At 70.3% G+C, this 20,652-nt stretch carries 16 protein-coding genes; 7 read left to right on the forward strand and 9 right to left on the reverse strand.

The window, feature by feature from the left end:
- Positions 1–122 precede the first annotated feature (122 nt).
- Positions 123–941 carry a lytic transglycosylase domain-containing protein gene (locus WG923_RS04845; protein WP_340349814.1) on the reverse strand — a complete coding sequence of 273 codons (819 nt, stop codon included), beginning with the start codon at positions 939–941 and terminating at the stop codon, positions 123–125.
- An 852-nt stretch (positions 942–1,793) separates the two neighbouring features.
- On the opposite strand from WG923_RS04845, the gene WG923_RS04850 reads away from it, so the two are divergent.
- Complete coding sequence (locus WG923_RS04850; protein ID WP_340349815.1) at positions 1,794–4,571, forward strand: DUF349 domain-containing protein; 2,778 nt, start codon at positions 1,794–1,796, stop codon at positions 4,569–4,571.
- A gap of 112 nt (positions 4,572–4,683) precedes the next feature.
- Here WG923_RS04850 and WG923_RS04855 read toward each other — a convergent pair whose 3' ends face one another.
- The 6 genes from WG923_RS04855 to WG923_RS04880 form a co-directional block, all read right to left on the reverse strand.
- Positions 4,684–5,448, reverse strand: coding sequence for a M90 family metallopeptidase (locus tag WG923_RS04855; RefSeq protein ID WP_340349816.1), 765 nt, complete (start codon positions 5,446–5,448; stop codon positions 4,684–4,686).
- Complete coding sequence (locus tag WG923_RS04860) at positions 5,448–6,233, reverse strand: UDP-2,3-diacylglucosamine diphosphatase (protein ID WP_340349817.1); 786 nt, start codon at positions 6,231–6,233, stop codon at positions 5,448–5,450. The genes WG923_RS04855 and WG923_RS04860 overlap by 1 nt, the downstream gene beginning before the upstream one ends.
- Before the next feature lie 64 nt (positions 6,234–6,297).
- Positions 6,298–6,801 carry a peptidylprolyl isomerase gene (locus WG923_RS04865; RefSeq protein ID WP_340349818.1) on the reverse strand — a complete coding sequence of 168 codons (504 nt, stop codon included), beginning with the start codon at positions 6,799–6,801 and terminating at the stop codon, positions 6,298–6,300.
- A 14-nt stretch (positions 6,802–6,815) separates the two neighbouring features.
- Entirely contained in the window at positions 6,816–7,394 is a 579-nt protein-coding gene (locus tag WG923_RS04870; RefSeq protein ID WP_340349819.1) for a peptidylprolyl isomerase, read from the reverse strand.
- The gene (locus WG923_RS04875) at positions 7,394–8,677 is read right to left on the reverse strand and encodes a L,D-transpeptidase family protein (protein ID WP_445322898.1); all 1,284 of its coding nucleotides are present in this window, start codon (positions 8,675–8,677) and stop codon (positions 7,394–7,396) included. Before WG923_RS04875 ends, WG923_RS04870 begins: the two co-directional genes overlap by 1 nt.
- 33 nt (positions 8,678–8,710) lie before the next feature.
- Entirely contained in the window at positions 8,711–9,811 is a 1,101-nt protein-coding gene (locus WG923_RS04880) for a nuclear transport factor 2 family protein (RefSeq protein WP_340349821.1), read from the reverse strand.
- 155 nt (positions 9,812–9,966) lie between these two features.
- Here WG923_RS04880 and cysS point away from each other — a divergent pair, with 155 nt between their 5' ends.
- The 5 genes from cysS to WG923_RS04905 all read left to right on the forward strand — a co-directional run bounded on the left by cysS (position 9,967) and on the right by WG923_RS04905 (position 15,088).
- Complete coding sequence (cysS, locus tag WG923_RS04885) at positions 9,967–11,343, forward strand: cysteine--tRNA ligase (protein ID WP_340349822.1); 1,377 nt, start codon at positions 9,967–9,969, stop codon at positions 11,341–11,343.
- 79 nt (positions 11,344–11,422) lie between these two features.
- Positions 11,423–12,073: a DNA-3-methyladenine glycosylase family protein gene (locus tag WG923_RS04890; protein WP_340349823.1), complete on the forward strand. Its 651-nt coding sequence runs from the start codon at positions 11,423–11,425 to the stop codon at positions 12,071–12,073.
- 37 nt (positions 12,074–12,110) lie between these two features.
- Positions 12,111–13,088, forward strand: a complete 978-nt coding sequence (locus WG923_RS04895; protein WP_340349824.1) for an acetyl-CoA carboxylase carboxyltransferase subunit alpha — start codon at positions 12,111–12,113, stop codon at positions 13,086–13,088.
- Positions 13,051–14,040, forward strand: coding sequence for a tRNA lysidine(34) synthetase TilS (tilS, locus tag WG923_RS04900; protein WP_340349825.1), 990 nt, complete (start codon positions 13,051–13,053; stop codon positions 14,038–14,040). The genes WG923_RS04895 and tilS overlap by 38 nt, the downstream gene beginning before the upstream one ends.
- A 190-nt stretch (positions 14,041–14,230) precedes the next feature.
- Positions 14,231–15,088 carry a DMT family transporter gene (locus WG923_RS04905; RefSeq protein WP_340349826.1) on the forward strand — a complete coding sequence of 286 codons (858 nt, stop codon included), beginning with the start codon at positions 14,231–14,233 and terminating at the stop codon, positions 15,086–15,088.
- A 6-nt stretch (positions 15,089–15,094) separates the two neighbouring features.
- On the opposite strand, the gene WG923_RS04910 is transcribed toward WG923_RS04905, so the two are convergent.
- Both WG923_RS04910 and WG923_RS04915 read right to left on the reverse strand, forming a co-directional pair.
- A complete protein-coding gene (locus WG923_RS04910) occupies positions 15,095–16,027 on the reverse strand; it encodes an SEL1-like repeat protein (RefSeq protein ID WP_340349827.1) in 933 nt (310 codons plus the stop codon).
- A 159-nt stretch (positions 16,028–16,186) separates the two neighbouring features.
- Entirely contained in the window at positions 16,187–18,820 is a 2,634-nt protein-coding gene (locus tag WG923_RS04915) for a cadherin-like domain-containing protein (protein WP_340349828.1), read from the reverse strand.
- A 545-nt stretch (positions 18,821–19,365) separates the two neighbouring features.
- Between WG923_RS04915 and WG923_RS04920 the strand changes: the two genes are divergently transcribed.
- Complete coding sequence (locus tag WG923_RS04920; protein ID WP_340349829.1) at positions 19,366–20,634, forward strand: aspartate kinase; 1,269 nt, start codon at positions 19,366–19,368, stop codon at positions 20,632–20,634.
- The last annotated feature ends 18 nt before the right edge of the window (positions 20,635–20,652 follow it).

Raw genomic sequence — 20,652 nt, forward strand, 5'->3', positions numbered from 1 at the left:
TTCCCGGTGTATCGCCGGCGGTACGCTTCCCAGTGGTTGGGGGGCCTCGGCCCCGGAGAATCCACGTCAGCGCGCCCCGCAGGGCGCGCCTATCGCCAGTCGCGCACGCCGGCGAGTTTACCTTAGGAGATGACGGCGGGTGCCTCGGCGTCCTGCACGGAGGGCGCCGGGCTCGGGGCGATCGTGCGCAGCGTCGGCGGCGGGGCGATCGGCACCGGCCGGCCGTGGGCCACCTGCTGCAGCCTGGCGTGCTCGGTCATCACCTTTTCGGCATAGCCGCCGTCTTCCGCCAGCAGCGCCGCGCCGACGTAGAACTTCAGGCCCGCCTGCACGGAGCCGGCCCGCTGGATGCACTCCTGCAGGACCTTGGCGCCCACGCGCAGGTTGGTCACCGGGTCGAAGGCGGCCAGCCGGCCGCCGAAGTTCTCGTACTTGTCGCTGTGGATGCCGGTCATCACCTGCATCAGGCCCTGCGCGCCCACGGGGCTCTGCGCGAAGGGATTGAAGCCGGATTCCACCGCCATCACGGCCAGCAGCAGGGTCGGATCGATCTTCGTGCGCTCGCCGATCTCGTAGGCCTCCGCCACGAGCGCGCTCAGCGGCTCCGGGGCGACCCGGTACTTCTTGCTGAGCCAGTAGGCCACCGCGGCCTGCTGCTTGGGCAGGTCCTTGGGGTTGAGCGCCGTGGCGCGGTCGATCGCATCGAGCTCGGGCACGAGGCCGAGCGTCTCCACCTGGCGCGCATGCAGCCAGGTCACGAGCTGGGCTTCACCGGCCTGACGGAGGTCGGGCCGGGCCAGCAAGGTCATGACGGAAAACACCACTGCCAGCCCCACCACCGCGAAGCCGTTGTGCGTGATCTCGAAGAAGCCCTCGGCGACGTCGCAGCAGAATGTCTGCACGCCGCGGGCGAGTCTTCCCAGTCTTCCTGTCGCTGTCATAGCACTTCCTTTCTACGCGCGGAGCCGAAAGCGTCGGCCGCCTGGTGAAGCGGCAGGGCACTCTCGTTCCCCTCGTTTGGATTGGTACGCCATCGGACCGGTGGCCCTCATTGGGAGGATCCGGTTCCAGTCCGATTCGCCGGGTTCGGCAGCGGGTCTTCTGGTTGCCCCCTACGGGTGGGGGACGGGCGGATTCTAGGCAGGCGCTAAATGCAGGGTCAAGGATGTTTGAAGCATTCTTTATACCTCTGAGGTGATAAGACACTGATACTGTAGGGCTCAGCAGCAGGAAAGTTCCGTAGTCCGGGCTCGCCGGCCGCTGTCAGCCCCGCCTGACACCCGGACGGCTGCTACGAAATCAGGAGCAGGTTGCAAAAGCTGACAACCCGGCCGCCGCTTGTCGGCCAGGGGGCCGCCAGGCGGCCGTTTGTCTACCAGGCGGCGATCTGGCGTCGGTGTCCCCAATCGAAGCGGCCCTCGCCATTGAAAAGACGATTTGCAATCCGGGCCGACCCGGCGTACCTTGGTGGGGCCTGAGCGATCAGGCGTCAGCCGGTAGGGCCACTGCGTGGCAGCCCCGGCTTCCTCGAGGAAGCAATCTTTGCTTCCGGCGCAACGCGGACATCCCGTTCGCGTTGCGGACCCAGACGGCAACGACATCGGGTCGGACCGTCAAGCCCGGCAGGCAGCTTCAGGCGCCTGGCCGGGCTTTCCATTTGGGCTTTCCCTTTTGTCGCGCCCCTGCGCGGCACCCCATTTGCGCAACCCCGGTCCGTTTCGGCGCGTTTCGCGGCGAGAATACGGCCCTTGCCCCCGTCACGGGGGCTTTCCATTCATTCCGACAGAACCATTGTGAGCAGCTTGAAGACCCACGACACCCAGGCACTGGACGCGCTGACCGGGGGTGCCTTTTCCGCGCCCACTTCCGGCGAGCGCGCCGCCCGCGTGCGCGAGTGGCTGGCCGCCGAGCCGAGCCCGGAGCAGATGCAGGAGGTGTTCCGCGAGCTGAGCGCGCGCGACAAGGGCGCGGCGCGCCTGCTGCGCGAGCGCCTGGACGAGATCAAGCGGGCCAAGGGGCAGGAAGCGATCGCCGCGGAATGGTCCGAGCGGGCGCGCAACCTGCTCTCCCAGCCGCGGCTGAACATCGCCGATGCGCTCGCCTGGCAGCGCGATGCCGCCAAGGCCGGCGCGCCGCTGAGCCGCGAGCCGCTCGCCAGCGTCAAGTCGGAGCTCGCCGAGCGCGTCAAGGGCATCGAGGACCTGCAGAACCGGGTGCAGATCCAGCGGGAGGCCGCCGTGCTGCTCGCGCAGCGCATCGAGGTGCTGTCCACCAAGTCCTGGAAGGACGCCCAGCTGGCCGCCGAGGCGCTGCGCGCCGACGTGCCGCAGTGGCAGGCGCAGGCGCAGGCCCTCCTGGACGACGCCAACTGGGCCAGCGTCGACACGAAGTTCCCGCCGCTGCTGGAGGCCTCGCGCTCGCAGCTGCAGGTGGTGTGGGATGCGTTCCAGACCGCGCTGGCGCAGGCCACCGCAGCCGCCGACGACGCGAATGCCCCGCTGCCGCCGGTGCCGGTGTGGGCCGACGAACTGCGCCAGGCGCGAGGCCTGCCACTGGAGAGTGCGCCACCCAAGCCGCCCCGGCCGAAGGCCGATCCGGAGCTGAAGGCCAAGGCGAACCACGCCGTGAGCGATGCGCTCGCCAAGCTGGAACAGGAAGTCGCGCAGGGCCACGGCAAGGCCAGCGCCGGCGCGGCGAACGCGCTGCGCAACGCGCTCAAGGAACACGGCAAGCTCGTCGACGACAAGCTCGAGGCGCAGGCGCATGCCGCGCTCGGTGCCGCCGGCGAACTCGAAGGCTGGCAGCGCTGGCGCGCCGACCAGCTGCGGCAGGAACTCGTGGCCAAGGCCGAGGGCCTGTTCGAGACGGCGCCCGCGCCGGTCACACCCGAGCCCGCCCCCGCGAACACCGAAGCCGCCGCCACGGAGCAGGCCGAAGCCGAGTCGCCCGCCGCGACGCCGGTGCCCGCGCCCGTCGTGCGCAAGCCCCGCTTCGGCGGCCGCAAGATGCAGGAGACGCTGCGCGGCCTGCGCGAGCAGTGGAAGCAGGTCGACCAGGGCGGCCCGCCCAACCACGCGCTGTGGAAGCGCTTCGACGAGGCCTGCAACGAGGCCTACAAGGTGGTGCAGGAGTGGCTGGACAAGGTCAAGTCCGAAGCCGCCGAACACCGCTCCGCGCGCCTGGCCCTGATCGAGGAAGTGAAGGCCTGGGGCGCGGCACACGGGCAGAACGAGACCGGCGACTGGAAGGGCTTCAACCGCGCCATCCACCAGTTCTCCGAGCGCTGGCGCGAGGCCGGCCACCTGAGCGAGAAGGCTTTCGCCGAACTGCAGCCGCAGTGGAAGGAGGCGATCTCGCAAGCTGCCGCCCCGCTGGAGCGCGCGCAGAAGGAAAGCGTCGAGCGCCGCAACGCCATGATCGACGAGGCGAGGGTGCTCGGCGAGGCGCCCATGCTGCGCATCGACGCGGTCAAGGCGCTGCAGCAGCGCTGGCAGGCCGAGGCGCAGACCGTGCCGCTGGACCGCAAGCAGGAACAGAAGCTGTGGGATGCGTTCCGCAAGCCGATCGACGAGGCCTTCAACCGCAAGACCGCCGAGCGCGAGAAGGCGACGGCGGCCCTGAGCGCGCGCGACCGCGCGGTGCTGGAAGCCTCGAAGGCGGTGGAGGAAGCCACCGCGAGCGGCGACGCGCAGAAGATCCGCGCGGCGATGCAGGCCCTGGAGCAGGCGCTGCGGTCCGGCGGGGAACCCGCCGCGGCCCCTGCGTCCACTGCGTCCACTGCGGCCACTGCGGCCGCGCCAGCCGAGCGCGGTGGCGAGGGGTCGGCCGAAACGGCGACGGCGGAAGCCGGTGCCGAGGGCGCGGAGGGCAGCGAGGCCGCTGCCGCCGCGCCGCCCAAGCCCGCACCGAAACCGGTGATCGCGATGCGCGGCGACGACCGCCCCGGCGCCCGCCGGCCGGAGGTCGCCACGGCCGCGAGGCCGGGCGGGCGCTTCGATGCGCGCCGCCCCGGCGGCCCCGGCGGCCCGGGGGGCCGCGACGACCGGCGCGGCCCGCCGCGCGGCGGGGACCGTTTCGACCGCGGCGACCGCTTCGAGCGCGAGGACCGCGGCCCGCGCCTGGGCGACGCCGCCTTCCGCGCCCAGCGCGAGGCGCAGGAACATGCGCAGGCGGCGCTGCGCAAGCTGGCCGCGCAGGCGCACGGCGAGGCGTTGACGCAGCTGATGACCGCCTGGGAGCAGCGTTCGGGCGAGCAGGTGCCGAGCCACCAGGAGCTGGGCAAGGCCGTGGGCCCGCAGGTGCGCCAGGCCTGGATCCAGGCGCTGGGCAAGGCCGCCGCCGGCGATCCGTCGGAGACGCTGCTGCGCCTGGAGATCGCGTCCGACGTGCCGACGCCCGGCGAGCAGATCACCGCGCGGCGCGCCATGCAGCTGCAGCTGCTGACGAAGCGCCACGAGGCAGGCCCGCAGGAGACCTGGGGCGCGGATGTGGCCAAGGTGCTGGCGACGCCTTATGAGGCGGGGGCGGCGCGGCGGCTGCAGAATGCGCTGAAGGCGTTGCTGCGGCGTTGAGGCGACGGGCGACCGGTAGGCTGGCGGTGGAGCGATAGCGAAACCCCAGCGCTTCGGGACGCTCGTGCATCGCTGGGGTTCGCGGCGCGCAATGCGCGCGCTCACCGCCGGCCTACGGATTGCGCCCCGGCAGGTAGAACCCGTCGAACAGCGCCATGAGCTCGGCGAACTCCCGCCCGAACCGCTCCCGGTTGACGAAATACGCCTCGCACGCCACGGCGAAGAACTCGTCGATCGAGGTCGCGCCATAGGGATCGAGCCAGGGCTCCTCGCCTCCGAAGCGCTCGGCCACGATCACCTGCTCCCGAAAGCGCTGGTACTCGCGCTCCAGCGCCTGCAGCCAGCGCGTGCGCGCCTCGCGCGAGGGCAGGGGCGGACAGCCATCGGCCGCGCCGTCGCGCAGGTCGATCTTGTGCACGAACTCGTGGATCACCACGTTGAAGCCGATCTCCGCCGAGGCGCCGGCGTGCGCCACGTCGTGCCAGTTCAGCATCACGGGCCCGCGGTGCATCGCCTCGCCGGCCAGCACCTCGTCCCAGTCGTGCACGACGCCGCTCTCGTCCGTCTGCGTGCGCCGCGCCAGCACCTCGTCGGGATGCACCACGATACCGACGAAATCGTCATACCACGCCAGCCCCAGGTGCAGCACCGGCAGCACCGCCTGCGCCGCGATCGCCAGCGCCATCTCGTCGGTGATCGCGAGCCCGCCGGCGCCGTGGAACTCCTTGCGGGCCACGAATTCCGCGGCCAGGCTGCGCAGCTTCGCGATGTCTTCGGGCGGGCGCGAGGCGAGGAAGGGGTAGCGACCGAGCGTGGCGGCCCACAGCGCGTCCGGGATCTCCGGCGCGCTGCGGCGCCGCCGCAGCCACTGCCACATCAGCGCAGGCCGATGCGCTGCAGCGTGCCGTCGCGAGCGATGCGCAGCGCTTCCATGCGCGGCGGCATCGCCTCGGCATCCCAGTCGCTCAGCACGATACGGCGACGGCGCGCGTCCAGCGCGTGGTCGGCGGGCCGGTGCGTGTGGCCGTGGACGAGCACCTGCGCGTCCGCCGCCTCCAGCCACTGCAGGGCCGTGGCGGCGTCGACGTCGGAGTAGACCCGGTCCGTCGCCTTCAGCGCCTCGCTCTCCTGCCGCAGCCCGCGCGCGACGGCCTGCCGCACCGTCAGCGGCTGCGCCAGGAAGCCCCGCTGCCACGCCGCGCCGCGCACCTGCGCGCGAAAGGCCTGGTAGTCGGTGTCGCCCACGCACAGCGCGTCGCCGTGCGACAGCAGCCAGCGCTGCTCGCCGAAGGTGAAGACGGTCGGATCCTGCAGCAGCGTCATGCCGGCCGCCTGCGCGAGGCGTTCGCCGGCGAGGAAGTCGCGGTTGCCGACCATGAAGAAGAGGGGGACGCGCTGCGCGGCGGCGTGCAGCACCTGCGCGCATTGCGCCTCGAAGCCGCCGGCCTCGAGCACGTCGTCGCCGACCCAGGCCTCGAACAGGTCCCCGAGGAGGAAGAGGGCGTCGGCGCTCGTCTGCGCCATGTAGCGCCGCCAGGCCTCGAACGTCCGCGGCTGCGCCGCCTGCAGGTGCAGGTCGGAAATGCACTCGACGCTGCGCCACAGGGGCGCGGCCACGAGTTCCTGCGCCTGCGGGGCCGGCGCGGGCCCGGTCGGGTTCACTGGACGACTTCCGCCAGGCTCCGCAAGCGGAGGGGGCGCGTGCCTTCGGGCGGCGGGGCGGCGCTCAGACCACGACCGCCTTGTCGATCACCACGTCCTGCACCGGCACGTCGTCGTGGAAGCCCTTGCGGCCGGTGCCCACCTTCCCGAGCTTGTCGACCACTTCCTTGCCGCCCACGACCTTGCCGAACACGGCGTAGCCCCAGCCCTGCGCGGTGGGCGACTTGTGGTTCAGGAAGTCGTTGTCGGCGACGTTGATGAAGAACTGCGCCGACGCCGAGTGCGGATCGTTGGTCCGCGCCATCGCCACGGTGTACTTGTCGTTCTTCAGGCCGTTGTTGGCCTCGTTCTGGATGGTGGCGTCGGTCGGCTTCTGCTTCATGCCGGGCTCGAAGCCGCCGCCCTGGATCATGAAGCCGTCGATGACGCGGTGGAAGATGGTGCCGTCGTAGTGGCCCTTCTTCACGTAGGCGACGAAGTTGGCGACCGTCCTTGGCGCCTTCTGCTCGTCGAGCTCCAGCGTGACGACGCCCTGGCCCTGGATATGCAGTTCGACCTTGGGATTCATGGGCAAGGCCCTCCTTACTTGACGATTTCGGCCGAATTGATCACCACCGGCGTCGCCGGCACGTCGGCATGCATGCCCATGCGGCCGGTCTGCACGCCCTTGATCGCATTGACCACGTCCATGCCGCCGACCACCTTGCCGAACACCGTGTAGCCCGGGTTGCCCGGCTTCGGGTCGAGGAAGGCGTTGTTGGCCACGTTGATGTAGAACTGCGCGGTGGCGGAATTGGGGTCCGCCGTGCGCGCCATGGCGACGGTGCCCAGCTCGTTCTTCAGGCCGGCCTGGAACGCCTGTGCGCCTTCGTGCGGAACCGGCGCGCGGGTCTTCTTCTCGGCCATGTTCCTGTCCATGCCGCCGCCCTGGATCATGAAGTTGTTGATCACGCGGTGGAAGATCGTGCCGTCGTAGTGGTGGTCCTTCACGTACTGCAGGAAGTTCTCCACCGTCTTGGGCGCCTTGTCCGGATAGACCTCGATGACGATGTCGCCGGCGGAGGTGTTGAACTTGACCCGGGGCGCATCGGCCGACCAGGCGGCGCCGGTGGCGCAGGCGAGAACGAGGACAGCCGCGGCGCGGCGCGTGAACGAGGACATCAACCAACCACTCCTTCGAAGAAGATCTTCCATTGCGGCCCGAGCCGCACCCAGTACTGCCTCTTGGTCACGCCCGTGCGGGCGCCCATCGGCACCTCGCCGAAGGTTACCACCATGGTGTCGGCGCTATCGGTCCAGCGCAGCACCGACACGTCCTTGAGCTCGACGTCCTTGCCGCGCATGCGGCCGAGTTCCACCTTCAGCAGCGGCTGCGCCTCGGCGAGCGTCTTGCCGTTGATCGCGAAATCGGGCGTGTAGAACGCGAGCAGCCGGTTCACGTCGCCGCTGGCCTTCGCGTTGCGCCACGCCTGCAGCACGTCGTTGAAATGGCGCGCATCGGCCTGCGCCGCGGCGGGCGCCACCCAGCGCAGCGTGGGCGCGATCACCACCGGCGTGGTGCGGACCTCGACGGTGCGGATGATGCGCTCCAGATCCGGGTTCGCCAGCACCACGCAGCCGTCGGTGGCCTTGGGCGCGCGCGCGAACTGCTCGGGCGGCGTGCCGTGCAGCCAGATGCCGCGGCCGGTCTTGCCGCGGCGCGCGTCGTACGGGTTCGGGTAGTTGATCGGCAGCGCGCCGGCGCCGTAGAAGTCCTTGAGCGACTTCGGGTCGAGGTTGCTGGTGACGAAGTAGACGCCCAGCGGCGTGCGCAGGTCGCCCTCGGCCGCCTTCTCGATCCCGAGCTTGCCCACCGAGATGTAGTAGTCGGCGATCAGCTTCGGGCCGGCGGCATCGTTCTGGTACAGGTACAGGCGCGAGCGCGAGGCGTCGATCGCGATCGCGTGCTTGTTCTGCGGCGACAGCTGCAGGAACTGCGCGGGGATGGCGCCCGCCGGCGGCCGCTCGCGCAGGGCGCGCATGCGCTGCTGCGATTCCTCGCGCAGTTCCGCCAGGGCCTGCGCGCCGGTGCGCACCGCGCTGTCCGGCACATCGCCGAAATTCCGCACCGGGCGCTGCTGCGCCGTCAGCAGGTCGCCGTAGACCAGTTGCGCGAGGCTGAAATTCGGGTGGTCCCTCACGAGCACTTCGGCCTTGGCCAGCGCGGCGCGGGTGTGCGCCTGGCCGATGAGCTTGTAGATCTCGATCAGGCGGGCTTCGGCCTCGCCGTCACGCACCCTGGGCGGGGCCGCTCGCGCGGGCGCGGCCTTGGCGGCCTTGGGCTTCGCGGCGGCGCGCTGCGGCTTGTGCTGGGAGTTGGCGTGCGCCGTGCCGAGGCACACCGCGACGCAGCACAGGGCGACGAGCGCCTTGGCGGCGCCGAGGGAGCGGTGGGTGAGGTTCAACTGCACAACCTTCGCCTGCACGCGGGCCCGCGCTCAGCCGCCGGAGCTCTCGCGCACGATCGCCCAGCGCTCGCCGCTCTTCACGAGTTCCAGCGTCTTGCGGCTGTTCACGTGCAGCGCGTCGGCGCTGTAGTTCTGCTTGAAGCGCGCGACGGCCTTGTTGCCGTTGACGGTGACGTTCATGTCGGTGACCTGCACCGCGATCTTCGACTTGCCGAGGATGCGCGCGCGGCGTTCCTGCTCCCAGGCCTGGCGCGACAGCTTGCCGGGGGGATCGAACTCCTTGCCGTACGCGGCGAGGTAGGCGTTCATGTCCTTGGAGGCCCAGGCGTTGGCCCAGGCCTTCACCGCGGCTTCGACGGCCGCGCGCGACTCGCTGGCGGCGGGGCTCGCCGCAGGTGCGGGCGCGGGCGCTGCCGCGACCACGGCAGGCGCCGCGGCGGGCGCAGCCGCCGGAGCAGGCGCGCGCGGTGCGGGGGCTGCGGCCGCAGCGGGCGCGGCGGCCACCGCCGGCGCGGCGGGGCGGGGCGCAGGTGCGGGCGTGGCGGCCGCCGTGATGGCGCCGCCGCGCGGGGCGGCGCCGGCGGGCCCGGCAGCGGCCGGGCGCGTGCCGGGTGCGAACAGTTCGCGGATCAGCGCCAGCTTGGGTTGCACCGCTGTATTGCTTGAATCCAGTTGCAACGCGCGGCTGTAGGCCTGGCTGGCCAGCTTGGCGTAGACGTCGCCCAGGTTCTCGTGCGCGGTGGCGTAGCTCGGATTGGTGCGGATCGCCATCTCGAGCGCCGCGCGCGCCTTGTCGAACTGGGCCGAGCCGGCGTAGAGCACCGCGAGGTTGTTGTACGGCTCGGGCAGCTCCGGGTAGTCCTCGGTGAGCTTCTGGAAGGTGGTGATCGCTTCCGCGGTGCGGCCGGCCTCCGTGAGCACCACGCCCTTGAGGAAGCGCATCTGCGGATCCTTGGGCTTGCCGGCCAAGTACTGGTCGGCCCTGGACAGCGCCTCGGTCAGCTTGCCGGAACGCAGGAGCTGGTTGACGTCGCCGTACTCGTCGGCGTGCGCGATGCCTGCCATGAGCAGGGCGGCGGTGACCACCGCCAGGCCGAGTGATTTCCGAAATTCCGAGCGCGCAAGCTTCATGAGGACCCTGGTTCCAACGTCATGACAGCCCCGGGAGGGGGCTATATACTGCGTGCCGATTGTAGCCGTGGGGCCGCGCCGCGGCTCAATGCTCTGCACCCAGAACAACACCATTCGCCCGCGGCCCTGGCGCCGGCGGCGCCCCCGAGATTCCAATGAGCCTGCGCATCTACAACACGCTGACGCGTGCGCTGGAGGACTTTTCGCCGCTCGAGCCCGGGCACGTGCGCATGTACGTGTGCGGAATGACCGTGTACGACCTGTGCCACGTGGGCCACGCGCGCGCCAACGTCGCCTTCGACGTGGTGCAGCGCTGGCTCAAGGCGTCCGGCTATCGCGTCACGTTCGTGCGAAACATCACGGATATCGAGGACAAGATCATCCGGCGCTCGGTCGAGAACGGCGAGACGGTCCGCTCGCTGACGGACCGCATGATCGGCGAGATGTACCGCGATTTCGACGCCCTCGGGATCGAGCGGCCCACCCACGACCCGCGCGCCACCGATTACGTGCCGCAGATGCTGGACATCGTGCGCAAGCTGGAAGACAAGGGCCTGGCGTACCGCGCCGAGGGCGGCGACGTGAACTACGCGGTGCGGCGCTTCCCCGGCTACGGCAAGCTCTCGGGCAAGTCGCTCGACGAACTGCACGCCGGCGAGCGCGTGGCCGTCCTCGAAGGCAAGGAGGACCCGCTCGACTTCGTGCTGTGGAAGTCCGCCAAGCCCGGGGAGCCGGCCGACGCGCAGTGGGACAGCCCGTACGGGCGCGGACGCCCCGGCTGGCACATCGAGTGCTCCGCGATGTCGTGCGCGCTGCTGGGGAACACCTTCGACATCCACGGCGGCGGGGCGGACCTGCAGTTCCCCCACCACGAGAACGAGATCGCGCAGAGCGAGGGCGCCAACGGCGTGCCGCTGGCGAAGCTGTGGATGCACAACGGCTTCGTGAACATCGACAACCAGAAGATGTCGAAGTCGCTCGGCAACTTCTTCACGATCCGGGAGGTGCTCGGTCAGTTCGACGCCGAGACGATCCGCTTCTTCATCGTGCGCGCGCACTACCGCAGTCCGCTCAATTACAGCGACGTGCACCTCGAGGACGCCCGCGGCTCGCTCAGGCGCCTGTACACCGCGCTCGACTCCGTGGCGCCGGCGCCGGTCGCGATCGACTGGAACGAGCCTTCCGCCGCGCGCTTTGCGGCCGCGATGGACAACGACTTCGGCACGCCGGATGCGGTGGCGGTGCTGTTCGAGCTGGCCGCGGAAGTGAACCGCACGCAGTCGGCCGAACGCGCCGGGCTGCTCAAGGCCCTGGGCGGCACGCTGGGCATCCTGCAGGGCGACCCCAAGGCCTTCCTGCGCGCGGGCGCCACGCTCGATGACGCGAGCATCCAGCAGTCGATCGACGCCCGCGCCGCGGCCAAGAAGGCGAAGGATTTCGCCGAGGCCGACCGCATCCGCCAGGCGCTGCTCGATCAGGGCATCGTGCTGAAGGATTCGCCGACCGGAACCACCTGGGAGGCCAAGTCGTGAGCGCCGCCGGGACGTCCCAAGGCGCGAAGGCCCCCTCGGGGGGCAGCGCAGTACACGAAGTGACAAGCGTGGGGGCAGCATGAGCACGGCCGGCGAAGCGCCCGGGGGGATGGTCACCCCGGAGTACTGGGACGAGGCACGCAAGTACCTCACCCGGCGCGACCGCGTGATGAAGCGGCTGATCCCGCAGTTCGGCAACGCCTGCCTGCAGTCGCGCGGCGACGCCTTCACCACGCTGGCGCGCAGCATCGTGGGCCAGCAGATCTCCGTGAAGGCGGCGCAGAGCGTGTGGGAACGCCTGGCCGCCCTGCCCAAGCGCATGACGCCCGCCAACGTGCTCAAGCTCAAGGTGGACGACATGCGCGGCGCCGGCCTGTCGGCGCGCAAGATCGAATACCTCGTCGACCTGGCCCTGCACTTCGACTCCGGCGCGATCCATGTCGAGGCATGGCGCGCGATGAGCGACGAGGACATCATCAACGAGCTCGTGGGCATCCGCGGCATCGGCCGCTGGACCGCGGAAATGTTCCTCATCTTCCACCTCATGCGGCCCAACGTGCTGCCGCTGGACGACGTGGGGCTCATCACCGGCATCAGCAAGAACTATTTCTCGGGCGACCCGGTGAGCCGCAGCGACGCCCGCGAGGTGGCCGCGGCCTGGAATCCCTATTGCTCGGTCGCGACTTGGTATATTTGGAGATCGCTCGACCCGCTGCCCGTGGCCTATTGACCGCGGGGCAGCGCAGGGCGCTACTAGGAGCAAACGCTTGGCGAAACGGACCTTCCTGGACTTCGAGCAGCCGATCGCGGAGCTGGAGACCAAGATCGAGGAGCTGCGTTACGTGCAGACCGAATCGGCGGTCGACATCTCCGAGGAAATCGAACAGCTCGGCAAGAAGAGCCAGCAGCTGACGAAGGACATCTACAGCCAGCTCTCGCCGTGGCAGATCACGAAGATCGCGCGCCACCCGGAGCGGCCGTACACGCTGGATTACGTCAAGGAGATCTTCACGGACTTCGTGGAGATGCACGGCGACCGCCACTTCTCCGACGACCAGTCGATCGTCGGCGGCCTGGCGCGGTTCAACGGCAATGCCTGCATGGTGCTGGGCCACCAGAAGGGCCGCGACACCCGGGAGCGGGCCGTGCGCAACTTCGGCATGACGCGCCCCGAGGGCTACCGCAAGGCGCTGCGCCTGATGAAGACGGCCGAGAAGTTCAAGCTGCCGGTGTTCACCTTCGTGGACACGCCCGGCGCCTTCCCCGGCATCGACGCCGAGGAGCGCGGCCAGTCGGAAGCCATCGGCCGCAACATCTACGAGATGGCGCAGCTCGAGGTGCCGATCATCACCACCGTCATCGGCGAGGGCGGCTCCGGCGGCGCGCTGGCGATCTCGGTGGCCGACCAGGTGCTGATGCTGCAGTACTCGATCTATTCGGTGATCAGCCCCGAAGGCTGTGCGTCCATCCTGTGGAAGACCTCGGACAAGGCGCAGGAAGCGGCGGACGCCATGGGCATCACCGCGCACCGCCTCAAGGCGCTCGGCCTGATCGACAAGATCGTCAACGAGCCGGTGGGCGGCGCCCACCGCGACCACAAGCAGATGGCCGCCTTCCTCAAGCGCGCGCTGAACGACGCGTGGCGCCAGCTGTCGGACCTGAAGGTGCGCGAGCTGCTGGAGCGGCGGTACGAGCGGCTGCAAAGCTATGGCCGCTTCTCCGACACCAAGGCCGAAGCTGCCTGAAGCGCCGGGCAATCCCGCGGCGGCTGCGCTCGCGGGATTGCAGCTGCCCCTGCCGCTGGCCGTCGCGTACAGCGGCGGCGCCGATTCCACCGTCCTCCTCCTCGCTGCCGCCCGGCGCTGGCCCGGGCAGGTGCAGGCGATCCACGTGCATCACGGGCTGCAGGAAGCGGCCGATGCGTTCGAGGCGCATTGCCGCTCCACCTGCGCCGATCTGGGCATCCCGCTGCAGGTGCGGCACGTGCACGCCGGCCATGCCCCCGGCGAGAGCCCCGAGGAGATGGCGCGCGTCGCGCGCTACCAGGCGCTGGCGAACGGCGCGCGCGAGGCGGGGCTGCAGGCGGTGCTGCTCGCGCAGCATGCCGACGACCAGGTCGAGACGCTGCTGCTGGCCCTGAGCCGCGGCGCCGGCCTGCCGGGGCTGGCCGCGATGCCGCCCGTGTTCCAGCGCGAGGGCATGGTGTTCGTGCGCCCGCTGCTGCTGCTGTCGGCGCAGGCGATCCGCGCGTGGCTGGGCGAGCAGGGCATCGCCTTCGTCGAGGACCCGAGCAACGCCGACACGGCGTTCACGCGCAACCGCATCCGCCACGTGCTGCTGCCGGCCCTGGAGGAATGCTTTCCGCAGTACCGCGAGACCTTTGCGCGTTCGTCGCGCCACGCCGCGCAGGCGCAGGAACTGCTGGAGACGGTGGCCGAGGAGGACCTCGCGCGCATGGGCGGCACGCCGGCGATCACGGCGCTGCAGAGGCTGCCGCGCGCGCGCCAGGGCAACGCGCTGCGGCACTGGCTGCGCAAGGCGCATGCGGCCAGTGCGAGCGCCGCGCAGCTCGAGGAACTGCTGGACCAGGTGGCCGACTGCACGACGCGCGGCCACCGCATCCGCATCAAGGTGGGCGCGGGTTTCGTGCAGCGCCAGGGCGAGCGGCTGCAGTACGAGGCCGGCCCTGCCGCCTGACTGGCGCCCCGCGCCCGCGGCGCACTATCATTGCGCCATGAACACCCGCCGGGTCACCTGCAACCCGCCTCCCTTCGCGCCACCGGCCGGCCTCGCCTGAGGCTTCGCTGATCCTGCCTTTGCGGCGGGGTCGCCTTCCGTGTGTGCAAGGCGGGCACCGCTTGCGTGCCCGCCAGGAATGGGTGTCTTCATGCAAACCGGTTTTTCCGGGGCGCGGGCCGTTTTCGGCCCGACGGCCCTGTTCGTCCTGCTCTGGAGCAGCGGCGCGCTGTTCTCGCGCTGGGGCCTGCAGCAGGCCAGCAGCGTGGCCTTCCTCGTGCTGCGCTTCGCGCTGGCGCTCGCGGCGCTGTCGGCGATCGCGCTGCTGCGCGGCCGCTGGCGGCCGCGGGCGGGAACCGCGCCGCGCGTGGCGCTCACCGGCCTCGTCCTGGTCGGGGGCTATTCGCTCGGCTACCTGCTGGCGCTCGACTTCGGCGTCACGCCGGCGCTGCTGGCAACCTTGATGGGCCTGCAGCCGCTGGTGACCCTGGTGGCGACCGAACGGCCGCTGCGGCCGGCGCGCTTCGCGGGGCTCGCGCTGGCGCTGGGCGGGCTCGTGCTGGTGCTGGGGGAGGGCCTGCTGCGCGCGCGCCTCGCGCCGGCGGGGCTGCTGTGCGCCTGCGCGGCGCTGGCCTGCATCACCGCCGGCACGCTGATGCAGAAGCGCCTGCAGCAGGCGCCCATGGACGTCATGCCGCTGCAGTACGCGGTGGCCCTGCTGCTGTTCTTGCTGCTGGCGCTGGTGATGCCGGTGCGCGTGGAGTGGTCCGCGGCGCTCGCGCTGTCGGTCGGCTGGCTCGGGCTGGTGATCTCGGTGGCGGCCACGCTGCTGCTGTACGGCCTGATCGCCGCCGGCAACCTGGTGAACGTGACGAGCCTGTTCTACCTGGTGCCCGCGTGCACGGCGCTGCTGGACTGGCTCCTCTTCGGCCACGCGATGACGCTGCCGGCCCTGGCGGGCACGGCGGCGATCGTCGGCGGCCTCGTGCTGGTCCTGCGCCGCGGCTAAGGGCGATCAGCCCGCACCGGCGGACAGGCGGGTCTGGGCGGTGCGGCTGCCCAGGTTCACCGCGCGCTCGAGCCAGCGGGTGGCCTGCGCCGGATCCTGGGGCACGGTCGCGCCCTTCTGGTACGCGACGCCGAGGAAGTAGCTCATCTCCATGCGGCCGAAGCGCACGCCCTGCTCGGTGCACTTGCCGGAGCGCTTGACGATCATCGGCACGTCGCCGCGGCCGTCCGCGAAGGCCTGCATCTCTTCCACCGTGCGCGCGAGGTAGCGGTCGCGCGACTGCGCGGCCTGCTGCCGGTCCGGCAGGATCGCCACCAGGGCGTCGGACAGGATCGGCAGGAATTCGAACGGCGTCATGCCGCCGCTCGTGCGCGGCGAGTACCAGGCGTGCAGCATGGCCTTGTCCAGCGGCTGGAGGCCTTCGGTCTGGCTGGTGAAGTAGCTCAGCACCGTGGGGCCTTCCGGGTGGCCGCGCACGCCCATGACATGCATGGACTCATGGTAGGCGCAGCGGCGCGCGTCGCCGTCGCGCATCTGCATGTCCACCCAGTCGAGCTTGGTCTCGGTCTTGAAGTGCAACTGCGTCACGCAGGGCTCGTTGTCCGACAGCGTGTTGTCCGGCGTGATCTGGATGCGCACGTCGGCGACCTGGGCGGCGTCCGGCCGGTCGCTGACGTCGGTGACCTGCATGCGTGCCTCTGCCGCCACGTCCCGCAGGGCCTGCAGCGTGTGTTCCTTGTGGGCCGCGAGGTTGGTGCCCTTGATGCTCACCTTGAGTTCCGGCTGCTCCCAGCGGACGAGCCGCGTGGGGATGCCACTCTGGTGCCACAGCACTTCCCACAGCGTGTTCATGCCCGTATCGAACGCATCGGCGTGCGAGAGGGCGGGAACCAGGGCTGCGGCGGCGGCGAAGAGGGCGGCGGCACCACGTTTGAACATCAAGCTGATCCTTCCTGCGAAAAGCGACAACAGCGGGGTAGGACGCATCCGACGTCGAAATGGTTTCATTGGAGACAAGAAATGAATCAGCCCGGCGCGGAAATTTCCGCGCCGGGCTGGCTCATGCATCGCCTGCAGCGCAGCCGCAGGCGGGCTGCCTCAGCGAGCCTGGATGGTCAGCGTCGCCCCGCCGCCGAGGACCGGGTTGCTGGACCACGCACGCACCACCGTCGGCACCGAGCTCCACTTCGGGTTGGACGTCCGGATGTCCTGCGACGAGCCCGCCGCAGCCCTCTGGTCGAGGCTGAACGTGTTGGTCGTCGTCACGCCGGTCGTGCCCACCACGCATTCCGGGATGGTGTCGGTGCCGTCGCAGGTCCGGCCGGCGTTCGGGCCGGTCGCCAGGGTGCCGTTCATGAACGTGACCGAGATGGTCTGGCTGGCCTGGATCGTGTCCGTGCCGTCCACGCGCCAGCGCAGGCCGTTGGTCTCGAAGCGCACCCGCGTCAGCGTGATCGTCTCGCCGGCGATCACCGTGACCGTGCCCGTGCCCGTGTTCGCCGACTCCGCACCGGCCGCGTCCACCACCTTGTAGCCGAAGGTGAAGTTGCCGGTGGTCGTGGGCGTGAAGGTGATCGAGCCGTTGACCGGGAGCGGCTGGGTGCCCAGTTGCGGCGGCCAGCTGGTGATCACCGCGTTCTTCACGTCGGCGAAGCCGTCCGGATCGGTCGCGTTCGAGATCAGGTTCATCGTCATCGCGGTGTTCTGCACCGCGCCGACGGTGGTGTTGCCCGCCACCGGCGCATCGTTCACCGGCGTCACCGTGATGCTCGCGGTGGCCGGATCGGACACCGGGCCGCCGTTGTACGACACCGTGTAGGTGACGCCGTCGGTGCCGCTGGTGTTGGCGTTGGGCACGTAGCTCAGGATGCCGTCGGCCGACACCGTGGCGATGCCCAGGCGCGCGGTCTGCACCACGTTCACCGTCACGGTGGCGCCCTGCTGCACCAGCTCGCGCAGCGTGCGGCTCTGGCCGGCCACCAGCACGGTGTCGTTGGCCAGCAGGTCGATCGTCAGCGACTGGCCGGCCGCGCAGCTCGTCGCCGGCGTCGAGGCGCAGTCCTCGAACACGGTGCCGGTGTCGTTGCCCGCGATCACCTGGCCGGCGGCGACGGACATGCCGCGCGCCGTCTGCACCGTGTGCATGTTCGCGCCGCCCTTGGAGGAGACGACCTGCACCTGGGTCGGGGGCGACTTGATGCTCTTCACGGTGACGGCGTTGGCCGCCAGTTCCGCGCCGGGGCCGCGGCCCGTGTAGGTGCCATCGGCGCCGGGCGTGGTGCCGAAGCCGGCGAGCGTGAGAACGGCCGTCGGGTCGCTGGATTCGGCCGTCACGGCGAGGGTGCCGTCCTGCGGGCCGTTGTACGTCGCGGTCTTGATCACCACGTCGTCGGTCACCGCCCTGAGCGAGTACGCCGGCTCGAGCTGGCCCGCGGCGTTGCGCGCCGTCGTGTCCACGATGCAGACATGGCTGGGCGGGGGGCCGCTCACGGCGACCTGGCCCCAGTAATCGGTGCTGCCGTCGTCGTTCGCCATGGACGTCGGGCTGCCCGCCGGCGCGCTGTAGGGCGGCGGGTTGACGGTGATGGCGCCGTTGGCGTCGACCGTGATGGCGCCGCCGCAGGGCTGCGGATAGAAGGAGAGCAGCGGCTTGACCACGCCCTGCACCGGCTGCGCCGGAATGCGCGCCTGCACGGTCGGCGATGCGGTGGTGAAGACGTCGACGTCGGTGGCGGCGCCGGTGGCATCGGCGCGGTAGATGGCCCGCCCGCCGCCCACGCGCCCGGGCAGGTTGCCCGTCATCAGGCGGCCGTTCAGGGTGAAGTTGGATTCGCCGTCGACGGTGTAGAAGACCGGCGCGTTGCGGTCCGGCGTCGAGGGACGCACCTCGATGCGGAAGGTGTTGTGGTTGCGCAGGGTGCTCGTGCCGTCGGTGTTGAAGGCGGTGAAGTCGGGCAGCGGGCTGCCGGTGACGGTGCCCACGCGGGCGGGGTCGGCCAGGTACTTCTTGCCGGTGCCGGGGGCGGCGGTGGGGCCGGCGCCGAGGGCGACCATCTGGTCATAGAACGGATCGGTGCCGGGGGGCGAGGACTGCAGGTCGGGCATCGGGGGCACCTCGGCGCCGCCGGCGGTGGCGGAGGCCAGCAGGAAGGGGCCGAGGGTGCCGCTCAGGCTGCACTCGAAGGTGGTGGGGCAGGCGGTGCCGATGTCCAGCGTGTCGAAGATGCGGTCGCCCACCTTCTGGTCGAAGTAGGTGGTGTCGCTGAACGGCGTGATCACGCGGTAGTCGCCGTCGAAGGGCAGCGGCCGGATGTCGAGGCGGTGGCGCGTGAACACCATCTGGTCGCCTTCCGCGGGCGCGCCGTTGGCGAAGGCGGATTCGAGCGCCAGGACCAGGCGGCCGCGCAGGCCGGTGCCCGCATCGAGTAGCGTGTTGTCGGCCGCGTAATAGAAGTGTTCGTCGAAGAAGTTGTCCGGGAAGGTTTCGGGCAGACCGCCGGCGGGGCCGTCCGGCTGGATCAGCACGCACCAGCCGCCGTCCCATTCGGCCTGGGTGCTCAGGCTGCAGAACTCCAGCGTGATGCCGGAGTGGTCCTGGTACCAGGACGGGAAGCCGCCGACGCTCGGCGAGCGGTCGACGGGGCCGAGCCGCTCGAGGCCGGCGTGGGCCGGGGCGGCGGTGGCCATCGCCAGCAGGACTGCGGCGGATATCGCGTGCAGCTTGGATTTCATACGGACTCCTCTTTCGTGACGTGGTGGCCGGAGGTGCGACTCCCCGGGTTCTCGGTGCCGCGACTTGCAACACCAATGTGGTTCCTGCAAGAACCTGTATCGCAGCGAACGTGCCACGGCGCGCAGAGGCGAACCTGAATACGAATGAGTACGTTTGGAGCCGGCACGAACGTGCTGGCGGCGGTCATCCCCCGAAGCTGGGTGGGTTGCGGCCCCAACACTGGGGGCGCAATGGGTGTCGCAAGCCCCACCCCACGAAGGTGCCGCTTTGAACCAAAGCATTCGTCCGGAGAAAGTGCCGGGAATGCCGAACGAAGGTGCCGGAAGCGCCGGCCCGGAGGAATTAGTCGGGGGACCTAGTGTCCTGTCCCGTCAATATCCAGGCTCTCGCTGCCCCGTATCGGGCCGCAGGCAAGGCGCGGGCGCGGGTCGCGCAGGGGCGCCACTGACGCGCTAGGTATAATCCCGGACTCCGCGCGCGGTCCCGCTCGCGCGCGGCCCCGACTCCCCCCGGCTGCCTGGCGGCCCTTCTCCTTCCCGTTCCGATGGCATTGATCGTTCACAAATACGGCGGCACGTCGATGGGCTCCACCGAGCGCATCCGCAACGTCGCCAAGCGCGTGGCCAAGTGGGTGCGCGCCGGCCACCAGATGGTGGTGGTGCCCAGCGCCATGAGCGGCGAGACCAACCGCCTGCTCGGGCTCGCCAAGGAGCTGCAGCCCACCCGCACCGACGCCGCCGTGCAGCGCGAGCTGGACATGCTGGCCTCCACCGGCGAACAGGTCTCCGTGGGCCTGCTCGCGCTGGCGCTGCAGGCCGAGGGCGTTCCCGCCGTCAGCTATGCGGGCTGGCAGGTGCCGATCCACACCAACGACGCCTACACCAAGGCCCGCATCGAGTCCATCGAGGACACGCGCGTGCGCAAGGACCTGGCCGAAGGCAAGGTGGTGATCATCACCGGCTTCCAGGGCGTGGACGGGCAGGGCAACATCACCACGCTGGGCCGCGGCGGCAGCGACACGTCGGCGGTGGCGGTGGCGGCAGCGCTGAAGGCGGCCGAGTGCCTGATCTACACCGACGTGGACGGCGTCTACACGACCGACCCGCGCGTCGTGCCGGAGGCGCGCCGCCTGTCGACGGTCAGCTTCGAGGAAATGCTGGAGATGGCCTCGATGGGGTCCAAGGTCCTGCAGATCCGCTCGGTCGAATTCGCGGGCAAGTACCAGGTCCCGCTGCGCGTGCTTTCCAGCTTCACCGAATGGGACATCCCCATCGAGGAAGAAGCCAGGTCGGGCACGCTGATCACTTTTGAGGAAGACGAGAAGATGGAACAAGCCGTCGTATCCGGCATCGCGTTCAACCGCGACGAGGCCAAGATTTCGATCCTGGGCGTGCCCGACCGGCCCGGCATCGCCTTCCAGATCCTCGGCGCCGTGGCCGAGGCCAACATCGAGGTCGACGTGATCATCCAGAACGTCAGCCACGACGGCAAGACGGACTTCAGCTTCACCGTGCACCGCACCGAGTACGCGCGCACGATGGACGTGCTCAAGACCAAGGTGCTGCCCGCGCTGGGCACCGACCGCGTCGAGGGCGACACGCGCATCTGCAAGGTGTCCATCGTCGGCATCGGCATGCGCAGCCATGTCGGCATCGCGTCGAAGATGTTCCGGTCGCTGGCCGAGGAAGGCATCAACATCCAGATGATCTCCACCAGCGAGATCAAGACCTCGGTGGTGATCGACGAGAAGTACATGGAACTGGCGGTGCGCGCGCTGCACCGCGCGTTCGACCTCGACCAGCCGGCCGGGTAGGCGCCGCTCGCGGCGCGT

Source organism: Ramlibacter sp. AN1133 (assembly GCF_037890035.1).
Classification (GTDB): domain Bacteria; phylum Pseudomonadota; class Gammaproteobacteria; order Burkholderiales; family Burkholderiaceae_C; genus Ramlibacter.